The 17,860-nt window shown below is 66.7% G+C and carries 16 protein-coding genes and 1 tRNA gene; 16 read left to right on the forward strand and 1 reads right to left on the reverse strand.

The genetic code is table 11. The features are described 5' to 3' along the window. The first annotated feature begins 1 nt into the window (after window position 1). The 4 genes from IV501_RS03110 to IV501_RS03125 all read left to right on the forward strand — a co-directional run bounded on the left by IV501_RS03110 (window position 2) and on the right by IV501_RS03125 (window position 2,305). Entirely contained in the window at window positions 2–1,012 is a 1,011-nt protein-coding gene (locus IV501_RS03110) for a hypothetical protein (RefSeq protein WP_200554935.1), read from the forward strand. Beyond that, entirely contained in the window at window positions 1,009–1,662 is a 654-nt protein-coding gene (locus IV501_RS03115; protein WP_200554936.1) for a DsbA family oxidoreductase, read from the forward strand. The genes IV501_RS03110 and IV501_RS03115 overlap by 4 nt, the downstream gene beginning before the upstream one ends. Next, a complete protein-coding gene (locus IV501_RS03120; RefSeq protein WP_200554937.1) occupies window positions 1,659–1,796 on the forward strand; it encodes a hypothetical protein in 138 nt (45 codons plus the stop codon). Before IV501_RS03115 ends, IV501_RS03120 begins: the two co-directional genes overlap by 4 nt. Before the next feature lie 86 nt (window positions 1,797–1,882). Then, the gene (locus IV501_RS03125) at window positions 1,883–2,305 is read left to right on the forward strand and encodes a hypothetical protein (RefSeq protein ID WP_200554938.1); all 423 of its coding nucleotides are present in this window, start codon (window positions 1,883–1,885) and stop codon (window positions 2,303–2,305) included. 1 nt (window position 2,306) lies between these two features. Here IV501_RS03125 and IV501_RS03130 read toward each other — a convergent pair whose 3' ends face one another. Continuing rightward, the gene (locus tag IV501_RS03130; protein WP_200554939.1) at window positions 2,307–2,792 is read right to left on the reverse strand and encodes an aminoacyl-tRNA deacylase; all 486 of its coding nucleotides are present in this window, start codon (window positions 2,790–2,792) and stop codon (window positions 2,307–2,309) included. 96 nt (window positions 2,793–2,888) lie between these two features. On the opposite strand from IV501_RS03130, the gene dusB reads away from it, so the two are divergent. From dusB to IV501_RS03190, 12 genes are all read left to right on the forward strand, one after another. Beyond that, window positions 2,889–4,040 (forward strand): tRNA dihydrouridine synthase DusB, encoded by a 1,152-nt coding sequence (dusB, locus tag IV501_RS03135; RefSeq protein ID WP_200555416.1) that lies wholly within the window; start codon window positions 2,889–2,891, stop codon window positions 4,038–4,040. Window positions 4,041–4,062: 22 nt separating this feature from the next. Next, complete coding sequence (locus tag IV501_RS03140) at window positions 4,063–5,319, forward strand: deoxyguanosinetriphosphate triphosphohydrolase (RefSeq protein WP_200555417.1); 1,257 nt, start codon at window positions 4,063–4,065, stop codon at window positions 5,317–5,319. Between the two features lie 196 nt (window positions 5,320–5,515). Then, window positions 5,516–7,417, forward strand: coding sequence for a DNA primase (dnaG, locus tag IV501_RS03145; RefSeq protein WP_200554940.1), 1,902 nt, complete (start codon window positions 5,516–5,518; stop codon window positions 7,415–7,417). A gap of 246 nt (window positions 7,418–7,663) precedes the next feature. After that, on the forward strand, window positions 7,664–9,307 hold the full coding sequence (locus IV501_RS03150; protein ID WP_200554941.1) for an ABC transporter substrate-binding protein: 1,644 nt from the start codon (window positions 7,664–7,666) through the stop codon (window positions 9,305–9,307). A 135-nt stretch (window positions 9,308–9,442) separates the two neighbouring features. Then, complete coding sequence (locus IV501_RS03155) at window positions 9,443–10,537, forward strand: ABC transporter permease (RefSeq protein WP_200554942.1); 1,095 nt, start codon at window positions 9,443–9,445, stop codon at window positions 10,535–10,537. Next, complete coding sequence (locus tag IV501_RS03160; RefSeq protein WP_200554943.1) at window positions 10,537–11,592, forward strand: ABC transporter permease; 1,056 nt, start codon at window positions 10,537–10,539, stop codon at window positions 11,590–11,592. Before IV501_RS03155 ends, IV501_RS03160 begins: the two co-directional genes overlap by 1 nt. Continuing rightward, entirely contained in the window at window positions 11,589–13,298 is a 1,710-nt protein-coding gene (locus IV501_RS03165) for a dipeptide ABC transporter ATP-binding protein (protein ID WP_200554944.1), read from the forward strand. The genes IV501_RS03160 and IV501_RS03165 overlap by 4 nt, the downstream gene beginning before the upstream one ends. A 1-nt stretch (window position 13,299) precedes the next feature. After that, window positions 13,300–14,172, forward strand: coding sequence for an ATP-binding cassette domain-containing protein (locus tag IV501_RS03170; RefSeq protein ID WP_200554945.1), 873 nt, complete (start codon window positions 13,300–13,302; stop codon window positions 14,170–14,172). Next, window positions 14,169–15,149, forward strand: a complete 981-nt coding sequence (locus IV501_RS03175) for a D-isomer specific 2-hydroxyacid dehydrogenase family protein (protein WP_200554946.1) — start codon at window positions 14,169–14,171, stop codon at window positions 15,147–15,149. Before IV501_RS03170 ends, IV501_RS03175 begins: the two co-directional genes overlap by 4 nt. Further along, window positions 15,146–16,189: a lactonase family protein gene (locus IV501_RS03180; RefSeq protein WP_200554947.1), complete on the forward strand. Its 1,044-nt coding sequence runs from the start codon at window positions 15,146–15,148 to the stop codon at window positions 16,187–16,189. The genes IV501_RS03175 and IV501_RS03180 overlap by 4 nt, the downstream gene beginning before the upstream one ends. A gap of 482 nt (window positions 16,190–16,671) precedes the next feature. Further along, window positions 16,672–16,744, forward strand: a tRNA-Asn gene (locus tag IV501_RS03185). Between the two features lie 79 nt (window positions 16,745–16,823). Next, window positions 16,824–17,813, forward strand: coding sequence for a 2-deoxy-5-keto-D-gluconate 6-phosphate aldolase domain-containing protein (locus IV501_RS03190; RefSeq protein WP_200554948.1), 990 nt, complete (start codon window positions 16,824–16,826; stop codon window positions 17,811–17,813). The last annotated feature ends 47 nt before the right edge of the window (window positions 17,814–17,860 follow it).

The raw sequence follows: 17,860 nt of genomic DNA on the forward strand, positions 1-17,860 counted from the left end.
CATGCGAGACATTGCCGCTATCGTCGACTCCCTCGGCGGGATGGCCCAAAAGCAACAGCTGGTCGCCCGCGGCGCGCGTGACCTCGACCTGACCGCCGCGGTGAAACGCGGCGACGTGATTCGGGCACGGCAGGGGTGGTACACGACCCTCCCGACAACCGATTTGCGGGTAAGGGCCGTACGGGTCGGCGGCCGCCTCACCGGTATCTCGGCGATTCTGGCGGCCGGCGGCTGGGTGCTCGGCGATCATCAGTTGCACGTCTCCGTGCACGACAACGCTGCGCGGCTCCGCTCGGTCCGCGACCGCCATGTCCGCTTCGATGTGACAGCGCCTCACGGTGTCGTGCTGCATTGGGATTCGAGGGATATCCGCGATCGAGGCGACGCGACATCCGTCGGCCTGATGGACGCCCTTCACCGCGTGGTGCTCGACGAAGACCTCGAGACCGCGGTGGCGGCCATCGACTGGGCGCTCCGCACCGGGCGCATCGAGCAATTCGACCTGGAGTTGCTCGTCCTGGGGCTGCCCGCAGACTTCGAAGGCCTTTCGCGCTGGGCGGATGATCGCTGCGACTCGCTGCCGGAGAGCCTCAGTCGCACGCGGCTCAGGAGCGGTGGCCACCGGCTCAGATCGCAGGTTCCGCTGACGACGGGCGAGCGGATCGACCTGGTCGTCGACGACACCGTGGCGCTGGAGATCAATGGCGAGGAGTTTCACGCGCCGAGGTTCGAGCAGGACCATCACAAGGGTGCGGTGACCACCATCGAAGGCTTTCACAGCCTGCGCGCGTCGGCGCGGATGGTGTTCACCGACTGGCAGCTCGTCGAAGCCCAGATCGACGCTGCCCTCGCCATGCGCTCGCCCCAGGGAAACTCAGGAGTCGCTTCGCCCGCGCGGGTGAACATCCCCGGAAGTAGGCGACGGCGCAGACGAGAGCGGCGACGAAGTCCTGAGTTTCCGATGGGTGTCGGCGGGAATACGCGTCGGGGTGGCGCGTTGGCACTGACATGAGTGAGCCGATCAAGGTAGACATCTGGTCCGACGTGCAGTGCCCCTGGTGTTTCATCGGAAAGCGTAAGTTCGAGGCCGGCGTCGCCGAATTCGGGGGAGCCGTCGAGGTGGAGTACCACTCCTTCGAACTGGCACCCGACACCCCGGTCGACTTCGAGGGCACCCCCATCGACTACCTGAGTGACCGCAAAGGCATCTCCCGCGACCAGGCCGAGCAGATGATCGGCCGCGTCACCGACATCGCGAAGTCCGTGGGCCTCGATTATGACTACGACCACATTCACCAGACCAACACGGTGAAGGCGCACGAGCTGCTGCACTATGCCAAGTCGAAGGGCCGTCAGCTCGAGATGAAGGAGCGCCTTCTGGAGGCGTACTTCGTCAACGGTGAACATGTCGGGCGCATCGCTGACCTGGCCGACATCGCGGCAGACCTGGGCTTTGATCGCGATGACGTGGTGCGCGCGCTCGAGTCCGAAGAGTTTCTCTCCGACGTCAAGGCCGACGTCGCGCAGGCGACCGAGTACGGCATCAACGGGGTTCCGTTCTTCGTGATCGACGGCAAGTACGGTGTGTCCGGCGCTCAGGAGGCTGCGGCGTTCGCTAACGTGCTCGCCAAGGTCGCCAGCGAGAGAGAGTCAGTCCAGTGACGGATGCACGCACCATCCCCCTCACCATCCTGGGAGATCCGTCAGCGGCGGCCTGCGTCGGCGACTTCTGCGCGATCCCTGAGCACCACGAGCAAGCGATCGTCAACGCGCGCCTTGACGACGACAACGTCTAGTCCGCGCTGACCCTGTGGACGGATGACTCCTCCACAGATTCGACGGATGTCGCTGCCGCGCTCCCCACGGTCGTCACGCTGGAGCGATGACGATTCCCCACTACGACGACACCGCTCTCGAGATACTCGACACTGACGCACTCCTCATGGTTCGCGTCGAGCAGCTGGTGGGCCGCGCGCTGCGCCGCCAGCTCTGGCTGATGTTTCTCGACCACGACGACGTGCAGCTCCCGTTGCTCATGCCGTCGGACATTCCACGACGGCCCGAGGCGGACTCGGTGATCAAATTCGCCGACTTCCTCACCGATCTGATCGCGGAGGTTCGCGCCAGCTCTGTCGTGTTCGTGCTCGAGCGATTCGGCTCGGACACGATCAGCGACGACGATCGACTCTGGCTCCAGCTGGTGACGGAGGCCGGACGCCTCGCCAGAGTGCGAGTGCGTGGCCCGTTTCTCAGCCACGAACGAGGAGTGCGTACCGTCGGTCCCGAGGACATCGGATCGATATGACTCAGCTGATGTCGGCCACGGTTGCGTGGAACGCGGCGATGAACGAGTCCGCGTCGACGAACGCACTGTAGCCGTGCGCGCCCGCGCCGAGCGCGATGCGCGATCCCGTGATGGACGCGTCCGCATAGACGGGCCAGTCACCGTAAGCGCCGAGCGGGGTGATGGTTCCCCGCGCATACCCGGTTGCCTCCAACGCCAGCTCCGGCGACGGCAACGAGAGCTTGTTGACACCGACGAGGGCCCGCAGCTTCGCCCAGGAGATCTGCCGGTCGCCGGGGACGAGGGCGAAGAGGTACTCGCTCGGCGCACCCTCGGGGGTGTGCTTGCGCACCACGAGAGACTTGATGATCTCGCGGGGCGTGAGTCCGAGCAGCTCTGCCGCATGCTCGAGGCTGTCGGCGGGTGGCCGCTCGACGATCTCTATCGCGAGGCCGCGAGCCGCGGCATCCGCTTCGACTCGTGCGGTTCCGGTGAGGGGTTCGGTCATGTCGGGTGCCTTCCACGCGCTGACGGTACGCAGCGAGCCTATCGAGGTCAGGCGAGCCGTCACCCAGAGAGAACATGGGACAATCGTGGGGTGACCATGACCGCAGCCCCGCAGAAGAATCTCACGATCGGGCCACTCGAGCTTGATGTTCCGGTGATCCTCGCGCCGATGGCAGGCATCACCAACACCGCCTTCCGTCGGCTTTGCCGCGAATTCGGTGCAGGGCTCTACGTGTCCGAGATGATCACCAGCCGCGCGCTGGTCGAGCGCACCGAGGGATCGATGCGCCTCATCAAGCACCACGAGTCGGAGACGCCGCGCAGCATCCAGCTTTACGGCGTCGACCCGAAGACCGTGTCCGAGGCCGTGACGATGCTCGTCGCCGAGGACCGGGCCGATCACATCGATCTGAATTTCGGATGTCCGGTGCCGAAGGTCACCCGAAAGGGCGGCGGCGCCGCACTCCCGTGGAAGCTCGACCTGTTCCGCGACATCGTCGAGGGAGCGGTGAAGGCTGCAGGAGACCGTCCGCTCACCATCAAGATGCGTAAGGGTATCGACGCAGACCACCTCACCTACCTCGAGGCCGGGCGCATCGCCGAGGGCGCAGGGGTGTCGAGCATCGCGCTGCACGCGCGAACCGCCTCCGAGTTCTACAGCGGTCACGCCGACTGGTCGGCCATCGCGAAGCTCAAGCAGACCATCACCAGCGTGCCGGTGCTCGGCAACGGCGACATCTGGTCGGGCGCCGACGCAATCCGCATGGTCGAAGAGACCGGCTGTGACGGCGTCGTCGTCGGGCGCGGCTGCCTCGGGCGACCGTGGCTGTTCGGCGAGTTGTCTGCCGCATTCCGTGGGGAGACCGACATCCCGCAGCCGTCGCTCGGTACCGTCGCCGCGACGCTGCGGCGGCACACCGAGCTACTGGTCGATTTCTTCGACGGCGACGAGGATCACGCGTGCCGCGACATCCGTAAGCACATCGCCTGGTACTTCAAGGGGTACCCGGTCGGTGGTGAGGTGCGAGCCGCCCTGGCGACCGTGGAGAGCCTGCAGCAGATGGACGATCTGCTGGGCACGCTCGACTGGGAGCAGCCGTACCCGGGGTCCGACGCGGAGGGTCCGCGCGGTCGCGCAGGAACTCCGAAGCGTCCTTCGCTACCCGATGGCTGGTTGCTGAGCCGCGAGCTGGAGCAGTCCGGCCGGGCCGAGATGGCGGAGTTCGAGCTGAGCAACAGTGGCGGCTGATCGCGGCGCCGGCCTGACCGGCATGGGGGAGCGAGTGGCAGCAGAGACCTACGGCGAGCACGACACGGCGCGGTGGTATCCCGAACAGCATTCCAGCAGGCGCAGCGACTTCGCACGCGACCGCGCTCGGCTGCTGCACTCGAGCGCGCTGCGTCGTCTCGCGGCAAAGACGCAGGTGCTCAGCCCCGCCGCCGGACTCGACTTCGCTCGCAACCGCCTGACCCATTCGCTCGAGGTCGCACAGGTCGGTCGCGAACTCGCTACCAGCCTGGGGCTCGATCCGGATGTCGTGGACACCGCCTGCCTCGCGCACGACCTCGGACACCCGCCGTTCGGCCACAACGGCGAGAAGGCTCTCAGCGTCTGGGCTTCTGACATCGGCGGCTTCGAGGGCAATGCGCAGACCCTGCGGGTGCTGACCCGCATCGAGCCGAAGGTCTTCGGCAGCGACGGACGGTCGTACGGGCTCAACCTCACCCGGGCGAGCCTTGATGCGAGTTGCAAGTATCCCTGGCCGGACAGCTCGGCGGTCGACGATCCGAGCGGGCGCTCGAAGTTCGGCTTTTACGCCGATGACGTGGATGCATTCACCTGGCTGCGGCAGGGCGCACCCGACCGCCGGCTGTGTATCGAGGCTCAAGTCATGGACCTCTCAGACGACATCGCCTACTCGGTCCACGACTTCGAGGATGCTGTGGTGAACGGCTACATCGACGTCGCCGCCCTCGGCGCTCGGGTCAACCACAGCGATCTGGTCGATTCGATGTTCTCGTGGATCGGGGGCGAGTTCGATCACAACGAGCTGATCGCCGCGTTCGATCGCCTCGATCTGCTCGACGTATGGCTCGACACGTGGGACGGCTCGCGCCGTGATCAGGGCCGACTGAAGAACCTGACCAGCCAGCTGATCGGACGCTTCGCGGGCGCTGCGGTGCAGGCAACGCGGGCAGCAGACGGCGATGGCAGCCTCATCCGCTTCCGAGCCAGCATGGTTGTGCCGCGCGAGATCGCCGCGGAGATCGCCGTGCTGAAAGGCATCGTCGCGGCCTTCGTCATGTCGCACAATACGCGGCAGCCGATCTACGCCGAACAGCGGGAGATCCTGACCGAACTCGCCGAGACGCTGTTGGCGCGGGGCGATTCCGTGCTCGACGCTGGCTTCGCGGCCGACTGGCGCGAGGCCAGCACTGACGCCGGCCGCAAGCGCGCGGTGGTGGACCAAGTAGCGTCCCTCACCGACCAGTCGGCGATGTCCTGGCACGAGCGCCTCGTCCGCTAGCGAAGCCCCGAACGCAACTCCTGAGTGTCCATAGTTGCCCGAGCCGAAATCGGAAACTCAGGAAAGTGGTCGCGTTTCGCCGTCGACACGTGCGCGGTGGGCGACTCCCCGCGCACAAGTCCTGAGTTTCCGTGGGGTCGCCCACAGGTGGGGCCGCCCCGGCCGGAGCGACCCCGCGCGAAAGTAGACTGGGCGGGTGCCCGGACTGATCAGACGCAATGACATCGACGAGGTGCGGGCGCGCGTCAACATCGCCGACGTGGTAGGGGACTACGTCACCCTGAAGGGCGCCGGTGTGGGCTCCATGAAGGGCCTCTGCCCGTTCCATGACGAGCGCAGCCCGAGCTTCCATGTGCGCCCCGGTGTCGGTCGGTACCACTGCTTCGGCTGCGGCGAAGACGGCGATGTCTTCAGCTTCTTGCAGAAGATGGACCACACCACGTTCTCCGAATCGGTCGAGCGCATGGCGGCCCGCATCGGCTTCGAGCTCCACTATGAAGACGGCGGCAACGCCAACCCCGACCAGGGCAACCGCGCCCGCATCCTCGGCGCCAACGAGGCGGCGGCAGCGTACTTCGTCGGCCAACTGGTCACGCCCGAGGCGGAGCCCGCCAGGCAGTTCCTCGGTGAGCGTGGCTTCGACCCCGCCGCCGCCCAGCGTTTCGGCGTCGGCTTCGCGCCGAAGAGCTACGACGCCCTGAGCAAGCACCTCAAATCGAAGGGTTTCACCGAGGCGGAGCTGCTCGCCGCCGGACTCGTCGGGCAGGGCGATCGCGGCACGTACGACCGATTCCGCGGCCGCCTGGTCTGGCCGATTCGCGACGTCACCGGCGCCGCGCTGGGGTTCGGCGCTCGGCGCCTGCTGGATGACGACCAGGGCCCCAAATACCTCAACACCCCCGAGACGGCGGTGTATCACAAGTCGCACGTCCTCTACGGGCTGGACCTGGCAAAACGTGACATCTCCCGCGGCAAACAGGTCGTGGTCGTCGAGGGCTATACGGATGTCATGGCCTGCCATCTCGCGGGCGTCACGACCGCGGTCGCCACCTGTGGCACCGCTTTCGGGGTGGACCACATCAAGGTCGTCCGCCGCGTGCTGGGCGACTTCGACAACGCCGATTCGCACGGGCTGGGTGAGGTCATCTTCACCTTCGACCCGGATGAGGCCGGCCAGAAGGCGGCGAGTCGCGCTTTCGCCGAGGAGCAGCGCTTCGCCGCCCAGACCTTTGTCGCGGTCGCGCCCGACGGACTCGACCCGTGCGACCTGCGCCTGCAGCGCGGCGACGACGCCGTGCGGCGGTTGATCACGAACAAGAAGCCGATGTTCGAGTTCATGCTGCGGCGCGTGCTCGCGGAGTACAACCTGGACACGGTCGAGGGCCGGGTCGGCGCGCTCCGGGCGTCCGCGCCGGTGCTCGCGGGCATCCGTGATCAGTCCCTCACCTCGGGCTACGTGCGCAGTCTCGCGGGCTGGCTCGGCATGGACCTCGGAGAGGTCGGTCGCGCGGTGACCTCGGTGCGGGGGCGCCCGGCCGAACCGCAGCGCAGAACGCAGCATCAGCCGGAGTCGGCCCAGACGGTCGTGCAGGACGCGATCGTCGGACCGTCCATGATGCAGCTGCCCACCGACCCATCCACGCGTCTCGAGCGCGACTCGCTCATGGCGATGCTGCAGTACCCGGAGTCCATCGGCATCGACCTGGTGCGCCGTGCCAGCCAGGCCGTCTACTCCAATCCGTCGCTGGCGGTGGTGAGCGACGGCATCACCGCGGCGCTCGGCTCGCCCGATGGTCCCGCAGCCTTCGCCACCACGGCGTGGGTCGACCGGGTGGTTGCCGAGGTGCCGCTGCCGTACGCGAACCTGGTGAAGGAGCTTGGCGTGGCTCCGATCCCCGAGAAGGAGGGGCGCGAGCTCACCATTTACGGCCGTGGGGTCACCTCCACCATGGTCGACCGTGATCTGTTGCGGCAGAAGACCGAGCTTCTCGGTGCGCTGCAACGAACGGATGCCGTGGCCGAGCCCCAGCGCTACCGCGACCTCCAGGTCGAACTGGTCCGCATCGAGGCCGAGCGGCGCACCCTCCGCGGGGACTGAGCCCGCCTCACTGCGGGCCACTCCCTGTGTTGCAGGTGGGTAAACATTCCGCCGTTTTGCCCCCGTGAATTGGTGGCCGACTCCGCTTCTCTGATAGCAAGGACGCATACAGCAATGCACGGCCCTCGTTCGGGGTGCCTTTTCGTGGTCTGCCGCATGCGCTCCCGAAGTCAATGAGCGCTCGTGGCCTGCCCGAGTGCTTTCAACCAAGAGAGCCGAGTGCTTTCGACCAAGAGAGGTAGACGCATGACGTCCGCATCCATCTTCCGCAAGCGTTCGCTTGCACTGCTGGGGGTCGCCGCCGTTGCGGCAATCACCCTGGCGGGTTGCTCGGCCGGCGGGGCAAACAGCAACAACGCTGCCTCCACGCCGCTCACCATCGGCACGACTGACAAGGTCACCGTGCTCGACCCGGCCGGTTCGTACGACAACGGCTCGTTCGCCGTGCAGAACCAGGTATTTCCGTTCCTCTTCAACACCCCGTACGGCAGCCCGGACGTTCAGCCCGACATCGCCGTCTCCGGTGACTTCACCTCGCCGACCGAGTTCACGGTCAAGCTGAAGCCAAACCTCAAGTTCGCCAACGGTGACAAGCTCACCTCCTCCGACGTCAAGTTCACCTTCGACCGCGACCTGAAGATCGCGGACGAGAACGGCCCGTCGTCGCTGCTGTACAACCTCGCGAGCGTCGCGGCCCCCGATGCGACCACCGTCGTGTTCACGCTCAAGCAGGCGAACGACCAGGTCTTCAAGCAGATTCTGTCGAGCCCCGCTGGCCCGATCGTCGACGAGCAGGTCTTCCCGGCCGACAAGCTCCTCAGCGACAACGACATCGTCAAGAGCAACGCCTTCGCCGGCCAGTACACGATCAAGAGCTATAACTTCAACAACCTGATCTCCTACAAGGCGAACCCCAACTACGACGGGGTGCTCGGCAAGGCGAAGACCGATGTGGTCAACGTCAAGTACTACACGTCGCAGTCGAACCTCAAGCTCGACGTGCAGAAGGGCGATGTGGATGTCGCCTTCCGCAGCCTGTCGCCCACCGACGTCTCGAGCCTCGAGAAGGAAAAAAACGTGACCGTTTACCACGGTCCCGGTGGCGAGATCCGCTACTTCGTCTTCAACTTCCAGACCGCTCCGTACGGAACGAAGACACCGGATGCCAACCCGGCCAAGGCTCTCGCTGTGCGCCAGGCGGCTGCCGACCTGGTCGACCGCGACGCTCTGTCGAAGGATGTCTACAAGGGCACGTACTCGCCGCTGTACTCCTACGTTCCGGACGGCCTGACCGGTGCCACCACGGTGCTGAAGGACCTGTACGGCAACGGCAAGGGCGGCCCGGACGAGTCGAAGGCCAAGAAGACCCTGCAGGACGCCGGCGTCACCACCCCGATCAAGCTCGACCTGCAGTACAACACCGATCACTACGGTGAGTCGTCGAGCGACGAGTACGCGGCACTGAAGAGCGAGCTCGAGACCGGCGGCCTGTTCTCGGTCAACCTGCAGTCCACCGAGTACGTGCAGTACTCGAAAGACCGCAAGGCCGGCGTCTACTCGGTGTTCCAGCTCGGTTGGTTCCCGGACTACTCCGACGCTGACAACTACCTCACGCCGTTCTTCTACAACCCGACGGACAAGGAGGCGTTCATCCTCAACCACTACGACAACCCGACCGTCGACGGCCTCATCCTCAAGCAGGGTGTGACCAGCGACAAGGCCGAGCGGGCGAAGATCATCGAAGAGATCCAGGCGGATGTCGCCGCGGACCTCCCGACCATCCCGCTGCTGCAGGGCGACCAGGTCGCTGTTGCGGGGAAGGATGTCAAGGGGATCAAGGACACGCTCGACGCGTCGTTCAAGTTCCGCTACGGAGCGCTCTCGAAGTAGGTCAGCGACTAAATAGCACGAAATAGCACGGCGTTCACGCGGCTAGAGTTTTCTCACCGTGTGAACCGAGGGCGACCCGCACGCAGGTAGCGGGTCGCCCTTTCCATCTGCATCACCTTTGATCGATTGGTCACGATGACGTCAACCGCCGTTACGACGGATGCCCCTCCCGGGGTTCCCGAGCCGACAGCAGCGAAGAAGACCAGGGGTGGCAGCCTCGGTCGCTACATCCTGGTGCGCTTCCTGCTCATCTTCCCGACCATCTTCATCCTGGTCACGATGGTGTTTCTTCTGCTGCGGGTGATCGGCGATCCCATCACCGCATCGCTCGGCGGCAAGCTCAACGCCGTGCAACTGCAAGAGCGCATCCATGCCGCAGGCTATGACCGCCCGATCCTGGTGCAGTACTTCGAGTACCTCGGCCAGATCTTCACCGGCAACTTCGGCACCACCATCAGCGACAACCGCCCGATCAGCGAGGTGCTGCTCACCTACGGCGGCGCGACACTCGAACTCGCCTTCTACGCGCTGATCGTCGCCTTCGTGGTCGGTATCCCGCTCGGCATGCTCGCCGCGTACCTGCGTGACCGCTGGCCCGACGCGATTCTGCGGGTTCTCGCCATCCTGTTCTACGCCACCCCGGTGTTCTTCGCCGGTCTCCTGCTGAAACTCGTGTTCGGAGTGTGGCTCGACGTGCTGCCGATCGCGGGGAGAGCGTCGACGAGTACCGAGCTGGAGATCCAGCTGCTGCCCAACAAGACCGGCATCTACCTGATCGACTCGTTCCTCACCGGCGACCCGGCCGCCATCGGCGACGTTCTGCAGCACGCTGTGCTGCCCGGCATTGCGCTCGGCCTGCTCACCGCGGGGGTCTTTCTCCGTCTGGTGCGCACGAACGTCATCGGAACGCTGTCCTCCGAATACGTCGACGCGGCGCGTTCGCGCGGTGTGAGCGAGTTCCGGCTGGTTCGCAAGCACGCGTACAAGCCCGCCCTGGTTCCGATCATCACGGTCATCGGCCTGCAGATCGCGCTGCTGCTCGGTGGTGCGGTGCTCACCGAGACGACCTTCGAATGGAAGGGGCTCGGCTTCATGCTGGCCCAGTACCTCTCCGCGCGTGACTTCGTGGCCGTGCAGGGCATCGTCGCGCTGCTCGCGGTCATCGTCGCCGTGACCAACTTCATCGTCGACATCATCGCGGCACTTGTCGATCCCCGAGTGAGGTACTGATGACCACCATCGCCACCCCCAAGCGCCCGCTCTGGCAGCGCATCCCGGTCGTGCACCAGCTGCGCCAGAGCGTCGGCCTGCAGCGCGGCATGCTCATCGCCGGACTCGTCATCACGGCGATCTTCGTGCTGACCGCGATCTTCGCGCCGCTGCTCGCCCCGTATCGGTACGACCAGCTGAAAGATGATTCGGGCAACTTCGGCGCACAGTTGCCTCCGGGCGGCAAGCACCTCCTGGGCACAACGGTCGGCGGCTACGACGTGCTCTCCCGGGTGATCTGGGGAGCGCAGACCGCGGCCCTGGTCATCGTCGTTGCACTCGTCCTCTCTGTTTTCGCGGGCATCCTGATCGGTCTGGTCTCCGGTTATATCGGTGGCTGGGTCGACCGTGTGCTGGTGACCATCGGCGACGCCGTCTACGCCTTCCCGAGCCTGCTGCTGGCGATCGTGTTCTCGATCGTGATCTCCGGCGGTCAGTCGGGGCTCTGGCCTGGAATCCTCTCGGCCGCGGTCTCGATCACCGTGGTATTCATCCCGCAGTATTTCCGGGTGATCCGCGCCGAGACGGTGCGCATCAAGTCCGAGGCGTACGTCGAGTCGGCCAAGGTGATCGGGGCGAGTAGCGCGCGCATCATGTTCCGCCACATCCTGCGCAATGCCACCCGGTCGCTTCCACTAATCTTCACCCTCAACGCGTCAGAGGCCCTGCTGACCCTCGCAGGTCTCGGCTTCCTCGGCTTCGGCATCGAGCCGACGAAGGCTGCCGAGTGGGGCTACGACCTCAACAAGTCGATCTCGGACGTCACGAGCGGAATCTGGTGGACGTCGCTGTTCCCCGGCCTCGCCATCGTGCTGGTCGTTCTCGGACTCACCCTGGTGGGTGAGAGCCTGAACGACCTGGCCGACCCGCGGCTGCGTACCCGTCGCCGCAGCGGTGGCGCGGCGACCGTCGCAGCGGTATCGACCGTGCCCGGGGGCAGCCTCGATATGGTCTCCGACATCGACGAGCTCGAAGCCGACGACCCGGATGCACGCGAACGCGAGGAGCAGAGATGAGCACGCTGAAGCGGGGCGAGCAGGCGGTCGGCATCACTGACCTCACGGTCACTTTCGCCACCGACGGTGGGGATGTCCGCGCGGTCGACGGCGTCAGCCTGGCGGTCGCCGCGGGCGAGGTTCTCGCCATCGTCGGCGAGTCGGGCAGTGGCAAGACCGTCACCGCCAAGACGATCCTCGGCCTCCTGCCCGAGACGGCCACGGCGTCGGGGGTGGTGCTGCTCGGCGGCGACAACGTCGTCACCGTCAGCCACTCGCGCCTGCGCGAATTGCGGGGCGCCAGCGCCGCGATGGTGTTCCAGGAGCCGTCCACCGCGCTGAATCCGGTGTACACGGTCGGCTGGCAGATCATCGAGGGGCTGCGTGCCCACGGAAAGTACAGCAGGGCCGAGGCGAGGGCGAAAGCCGTCGACATCCTGACCAAGGTCGGTATTCCAGATGCCGCGACCCGCATCGACTACTACCCGCACCAGTTCTCGGGCGGGCAGAAGCAGCGCGTGGTCATCGCGATGGCGCTCGTGCTCGACCCCGCCGTCATCGTCGCCGACGAGCCGACCACCGCGCTCGACGTGACGGTGCAGGCCGAGATCCTCGACCTGCTGCGGCGTTGCCGCGACGAGTTCGACACGGCGATCGTGCTGATCACCCACAACATGGGTGTGGTCGCCGACCTTGCCGATCGGGTTGCCGTGATGTATCAGGGCGAGCTCGTCGAGCAGGCGGACGTCGTCACGCTGTTCTCGAATCCGCAGGCGGACTACACCAAGAAGCTTCTCGCCGCCGTGCCGCGCATCGGCACCGGAACCGCACAGACGCGCGAGCGCGCGATCGACCGTGCCCTCGCCCCGACCGAGTCGCTCGTCGTCGCGAATGACCTCGTCATCGAGTATCCGGGTCGCCTCGGTCAGAAGGGATTCCGAGCGGTCAACGGGGTCAGCTTCGAGATCGGCACCCGAGAGGTGCTCGGGCTGGTCGGTGAGAGCGGATCGGGAAAGACCACGATCGGGCGCGCCATCGCCGGCCTCACCAAGGTCAGCGGTGGGTCGCTGAAGGTGCTCGGCCAGGAGATGCTCGGGGTGAAGGAGCGGAACTTCCGACCGCTGCGCAAAGAGATCGGCTTCGTCTTCCAAGACCCCGCCACCAGCTTCAACCCGCTGCTCACCATCGCCGAGTGCGTGGCCGAGCCGCTCATCGTTCACGGGGGAGCGGCGGATGCCCTCGCCGCCCGCACCCGAGTGCACGAGTTGCTCGAGGCAGTGCAGCTGCCGCGCTCGTTCGGGGACCGCTACCCGCACGAACTGAGCGGTGGCCAGCGACAGCGTGCCTCGCTCGCCCGCGCTCTCGCCTTGCAGCCCCGCCTGTTGATCGCCGACGAGCCGACCAGCGCCCTCGACGTCTCGGTGCAGGCCCGCGTGCTCGAGCTGTTCGCCGAGCTGCAGAAGGAATTCGGCTTCGCTGCCCTCTTCATCAGCCACGACCTCGCGGTGGTTGACCTGCTCGCCGACCGCATCGCGGTGCTGTACCACGGTGATCTGGTTGAGGAGGGGACTGGCGCCGAGGTGTTGGGAGCGCCGCGACATCCGTACACCCGTCGTCTGCTGGCATCGCTGCCGGTGCCCGACCCTCTCGACCAGGAGCGCCGCCGCGAAGAACTGCGAGCGATCGTCGCGGAAGAACGCGCGGCGAGCGTGAAGGAGGCTGGCTGACATGGTCGCATCGGGGGATGCACTTCCGGTGGTCAGGGCGCGGGACGTCTCGATCCACTACCGCTCCAACACCGCGTCGCCCGAGTATGTGGCGGTGCGCGGCGTGACGCTCGACATCGGTCTGGGCGAGGTCGTCGGTCTGGTCGGCGAGGCCGGTGCCGGCAAATCGACGCTCGGTCTCGCCATGGCCGGGCTTGCCTACCGCACCCATCCCGGCCTCGGTGTGCCCGAGATCTGCGGGGGCACGCTCGAGGTGCTCGGTCGACGGATGCGTCGGCTCGGCCACCGTGGGCGCGACAAGATCACGCTCCGGGTCGGCCACCTGCCGCAGGACGGCGCCGAACGCCTCGACTCCACCTTCACCATCGCTGAGAGCATCGCCGAGCCGATCTACCGCCGTGACCGCAAGTTCAACACGAGGGAGGCGGCGGACGCCGTCGCCTACCTGGTCGATGCCGTGCGCCTTCCCCTCAGCGTGATGAACCGGATGCCGTGGGAGTTGAGCAGTGGACAGCGGCAACGGGTCGCGCTGGCCCGCGCCCTCATCCTGGAGCCGGTGCTCCTGATCGCCGACGAGCCGACCCGCGGCGTCGACGTGTCGGTGCGGCAGGGTGTGCTCGATGCCTTGCGCGACCTGCAGCAGGATCGGGCGTTTTCGGCGCTGATCATCAGCAGTGACCTGTCGGTCGCCACCAGCATCTCCGACCGTCTTGCGGTGATGCAGCACGGCATTCTGGTCGGCCTCGGTACGCCAGCCGAGGTGCTCGAGCGGCCGGAACACGAGTACGTCAAAGACCTGTCGCGCACACGCCCGACGATGATCCATCCCGAACCGATCGACCGCACCCTCGACCTCGAAGGAACCACTCCATGAGTCAGCACCGCGCCGTTATCGCAATCCAGGCCGAGCCGCTGGCGGCCGATCTTCGGCCCGAAGGAGGGCCGGTCGCGATCGTTCCTGAATTCGACGACCTGTACGCCGAAGCCGTTCGTGCGGGAGGCGGCGTCGTTACCGACACCGACCTGGACGCTCGCGCCATCGTCTGGACCTCCCACGGCGCTGGACCACTCGAGGGGTACCTCGACACTCACCGCAACGTGGGCTGGGTCCAGCTCCCGCTGGCCGGAGTTGACGCGTACCGCGAGCTGATCGCCCGGCGACCAGACCTGCTCTGGACCAGTGCCAAGGGGTCGTTCGCTCAGCCGGTCGCCGAGCACGCCCTCACCCTGACCCTCGCCCTGCTGCGCGAACTGCCGAAGCGCGTCCTGGCCAGAACCTGGGATACCAACAAGACCGGTACCTCGCTGTTCGGTCTCGAGGTGCTCATCGTCGGAGCGGGCGGGATCGCCCTCGAACTGATCCGCCTACTCGAACCGTTCGGCGTCAGAATCACCATCGTGCGCCGCAGCCCAGACGCCGTTCCCGGCGCGCATCGCACGGTGACCGCTGAGCACCTTCTCGACGTGCTCCCCGACGCCGACGTCGTCGTGATCGCCGCGGCGTTTACCGACGACACCAAACACCTCATCGGTGAAGTCGAGCTGACCGCCATGCGTGACACCGCCATCCTGGTGAACATCGCCCGCGGAGGACTCGTCGACACGGATGCCCTGGCAGGAGCCCTCGCCAGCCGACTGATCAGCGGCGCCGGCCTCGATGTCACCGACCCGGAGCCGCTCCCCGACGGACACCCGCTCTGGAGCGAGCCGCTTGCCATCATCACCCCGCACGTCGCCGACACCCCGGAGATGGTGCAGCCGCTGCTCGCAGCGCGAATCCAGGAGAACACGGAGGCCTTCCTCGGCGACGCTCGGTTCGTCGGAGTCGTCGATTCGACGCTCGGCTATTGACCGATTTCTGGGTCGGGTCGTACACCGCGTCGATGGGTGGCCAGGCGCGAGGGATCGGGTGGGCGCAGACTCGGGACGACGGCACGCTCGAGTACCGCGGCGTGGCCGCCGAAGCCTCCTCGCCGTCGTTTCTCGCGCATGGCCATCCGAATTCCGTTGGCGCCGGCATCCTGTACGCAGTTGATGAGGCAGCAGCGCGCATCGAGGCGTATCGTGTCGTCGCCCCCGGGATGCTCGAGCCCCTCGGCGGCCAGGCGACGAGTGGCGCGGCCCCCTGTCACATCTCGGTGACTCAGGATCACCTATACGTCGCGAACTATGTCGGAGGAACTGCCGACCGATTCACACTGAACGTCGACGGAAGTGTCGGTGAGCTTGTCGACACGCTGCGCGGCACGGGTTCCGGGCCGCACGCGGCCCAGGAGGGCCCGCACCTGCACTCGACCCTGCCGGTGGGGGAGAGTGTTCTGAGCGCCGATCTCGGTTCGGACCTGGTGCGCGAGCAGCGGCTGGTCGGCGGCCAACGCGATCCGGCCGAGGCGACGTTTGCCATCGACGAGACGATTCGCCCCGACTCGCCATCACTCATGCTTGTCGCCGAAACGGAGTTCCCGCCCGCAACCGGTCCCCGCGATCTGCTGCTGACCGACGGCGAGATCTTCGCCCTCGGCGAATTGAGCGGTGCGCTGTTTCGTCTGAACGAGCATGGCGCCATTCTCGCCTCGGGCCGTTCCGTCGCCGACTGGGCACCGGGCGATCACGCCGCCGCCCTCGCGGCCTACGGCGACTGGCTCTACACCGGCCTCCGCGGCTCCAACCGCATCGCAGTCGCCCACCGCGGCGACCTCGCGCCGGCGTTCTCGCTTCCCACGGGCGGTGACTGGCCGAGGCACCTCATCGTCGCGGGCGAGACCCTGCACGTGGCCAACCAGCTCTCCAGCACGGTGACCAGCTTCCGCCTCGACCGGACCACCGGCATCCCCACCCCCGTCGGCGCGCCAGCCGCTGTCCCGTCACCCACCTACCTTCTGCCTGCCTAGCCGGCGCCCGCGCCTCCGCCGGTCCTGCTGGCGTCCGCGCCACGCCTGCCCCGCTCGCGCTCGCGCCCCGACTGCCCTGCCCTGCCCTGCCCTGCACCCTTAGGGAAACTCAGGAAGGTGGTCGCGGCTCCCCACGAGCGATCGGGCGGCATCCCGCTTGGCGTGACCACTTTCCTGAGTTTCCCAATCCGCGAGGGGATTTCGAGCAGGCGCAGCCCCGCCGCACCAGCCAACTCGGCCAACCCCATCCGCGGCAGCGCCCAACGGAAACTCAGGACTCTGGCCAGCGCGAGGCCCGATACACCCGCGTATCGCGGGGCGCGGTGACCACATTCCTGAGTTTCCGAAGGGGGGAGGCGAGGGTAGGCGAGGGAGATGCAAGGTGGGAGGTGGGGAGGGACCGGGCGGGCGCGACGCGCGCGGGATGCGTCGATTTTGCAGAAGCCCAACCTTTGGTAAAGTAATCACGCTGTTCACAGCAATCCTCGATAGCTCAATTGGCAGAGCATCGCACTGTTAATGCGGCGGTTCTTGGTTCGAGTCCAAGTCGGGGAGCTCGATAGTCGCAAGGGGCTCCACCCCCTGCGACTTTCGTTCGTTAAAGGCGAAGTTCGCCCGGGCGAAGGAGGCGCACGTGAGTATCTTCCTGCTGGCGATGGATCATCGCGATTCTCTCGAGCGCGACGTGTACGGATTCACCGCCGACCCGACACCCGAGCAAGCTGCGCAGATCGTGCACGGCAAGTCGCTCATCTTCGACGGCCTGCTGGCCGCAATCGACACGGCCGCGGGCGGCTCGTCACCCGTCCAGTCCGCGAACGGTGGGCAAGCGACTACCAGCGCAGCGGATGCCGCCTCCGCCGGTGTCCTCGTCGACGAGCGTTTCGGTGCTCAGGTCGCCCGCCGAGCGCACGAGCGGGGAGTGGACCTGGCGATGCCCATCGAGAAGAGCGGCCAGAAGCACTTCACCCTCGAGTACGGCACCATCACCGGCGGCGAATGGCTCGACCACATCGCCGACTTCGACCCCGACCAGGTGAAGCTCCTGGTGCGCGACAACCCCGACGACGCCCCGGATGCCCGCGAGAAGCAGTTCGAAGATCTCGCCCTGGTCTCCGAGCTGCTGGCCGAGGCAGCCCGGAGCTTCATCATCGAGCTGCTGGTTCCGGCGAGCCCGTCACAGCTGGCCAGCGTCGACGGCGACGTGGACCGTTACGATCGCGATGTCCGTCCAGCTCTCACCGCCCGGGTGATCACCGAGTTCCAGCAGCACAAGATCGAGCCGACGATTTGGAAGATTGAGGGGCTGGAGACCACCGAGGCCGCCGAGCTGATTGTGCGCACCGCACGCCAGGGCGGACGCGACGAGGTGTGCTGCATCGTGCTCGGTCGGGATGCGCCAGCCGACCGCCTCGACCACTGGCTCACCATCGCGGCTCCGGTGGAGGGGTTCATCGGCTTCGCGATCGGCCGCAGCATCTGGGAGCAGCCGCTGCGCGATCACCTCGCCGGCGGCTCAGAGCAGGAGTTGGTGGCGGCGGTCGCCCGCAACTACCGGCGCTTCGCCGACACGTACGCCGCCGCATCCGCTCTCCCCGAGGGGTCAGTACTCCCCAGGGAGTAGCCCGCAGGCTCCGCAGAGCGGATGTCGCGGTGCCCACCCCGAACTAC

Source organism: Lacisediminihabitans changchengi, from assembly GCF_016634425.1.
Classification (GTDB): Bacteria; Actinomycetota; Actinomycetes; order Actinomycetales; family Microbacteriaceae; genus Lacisediminihabitans; species Lacisediminihabitans changchengi.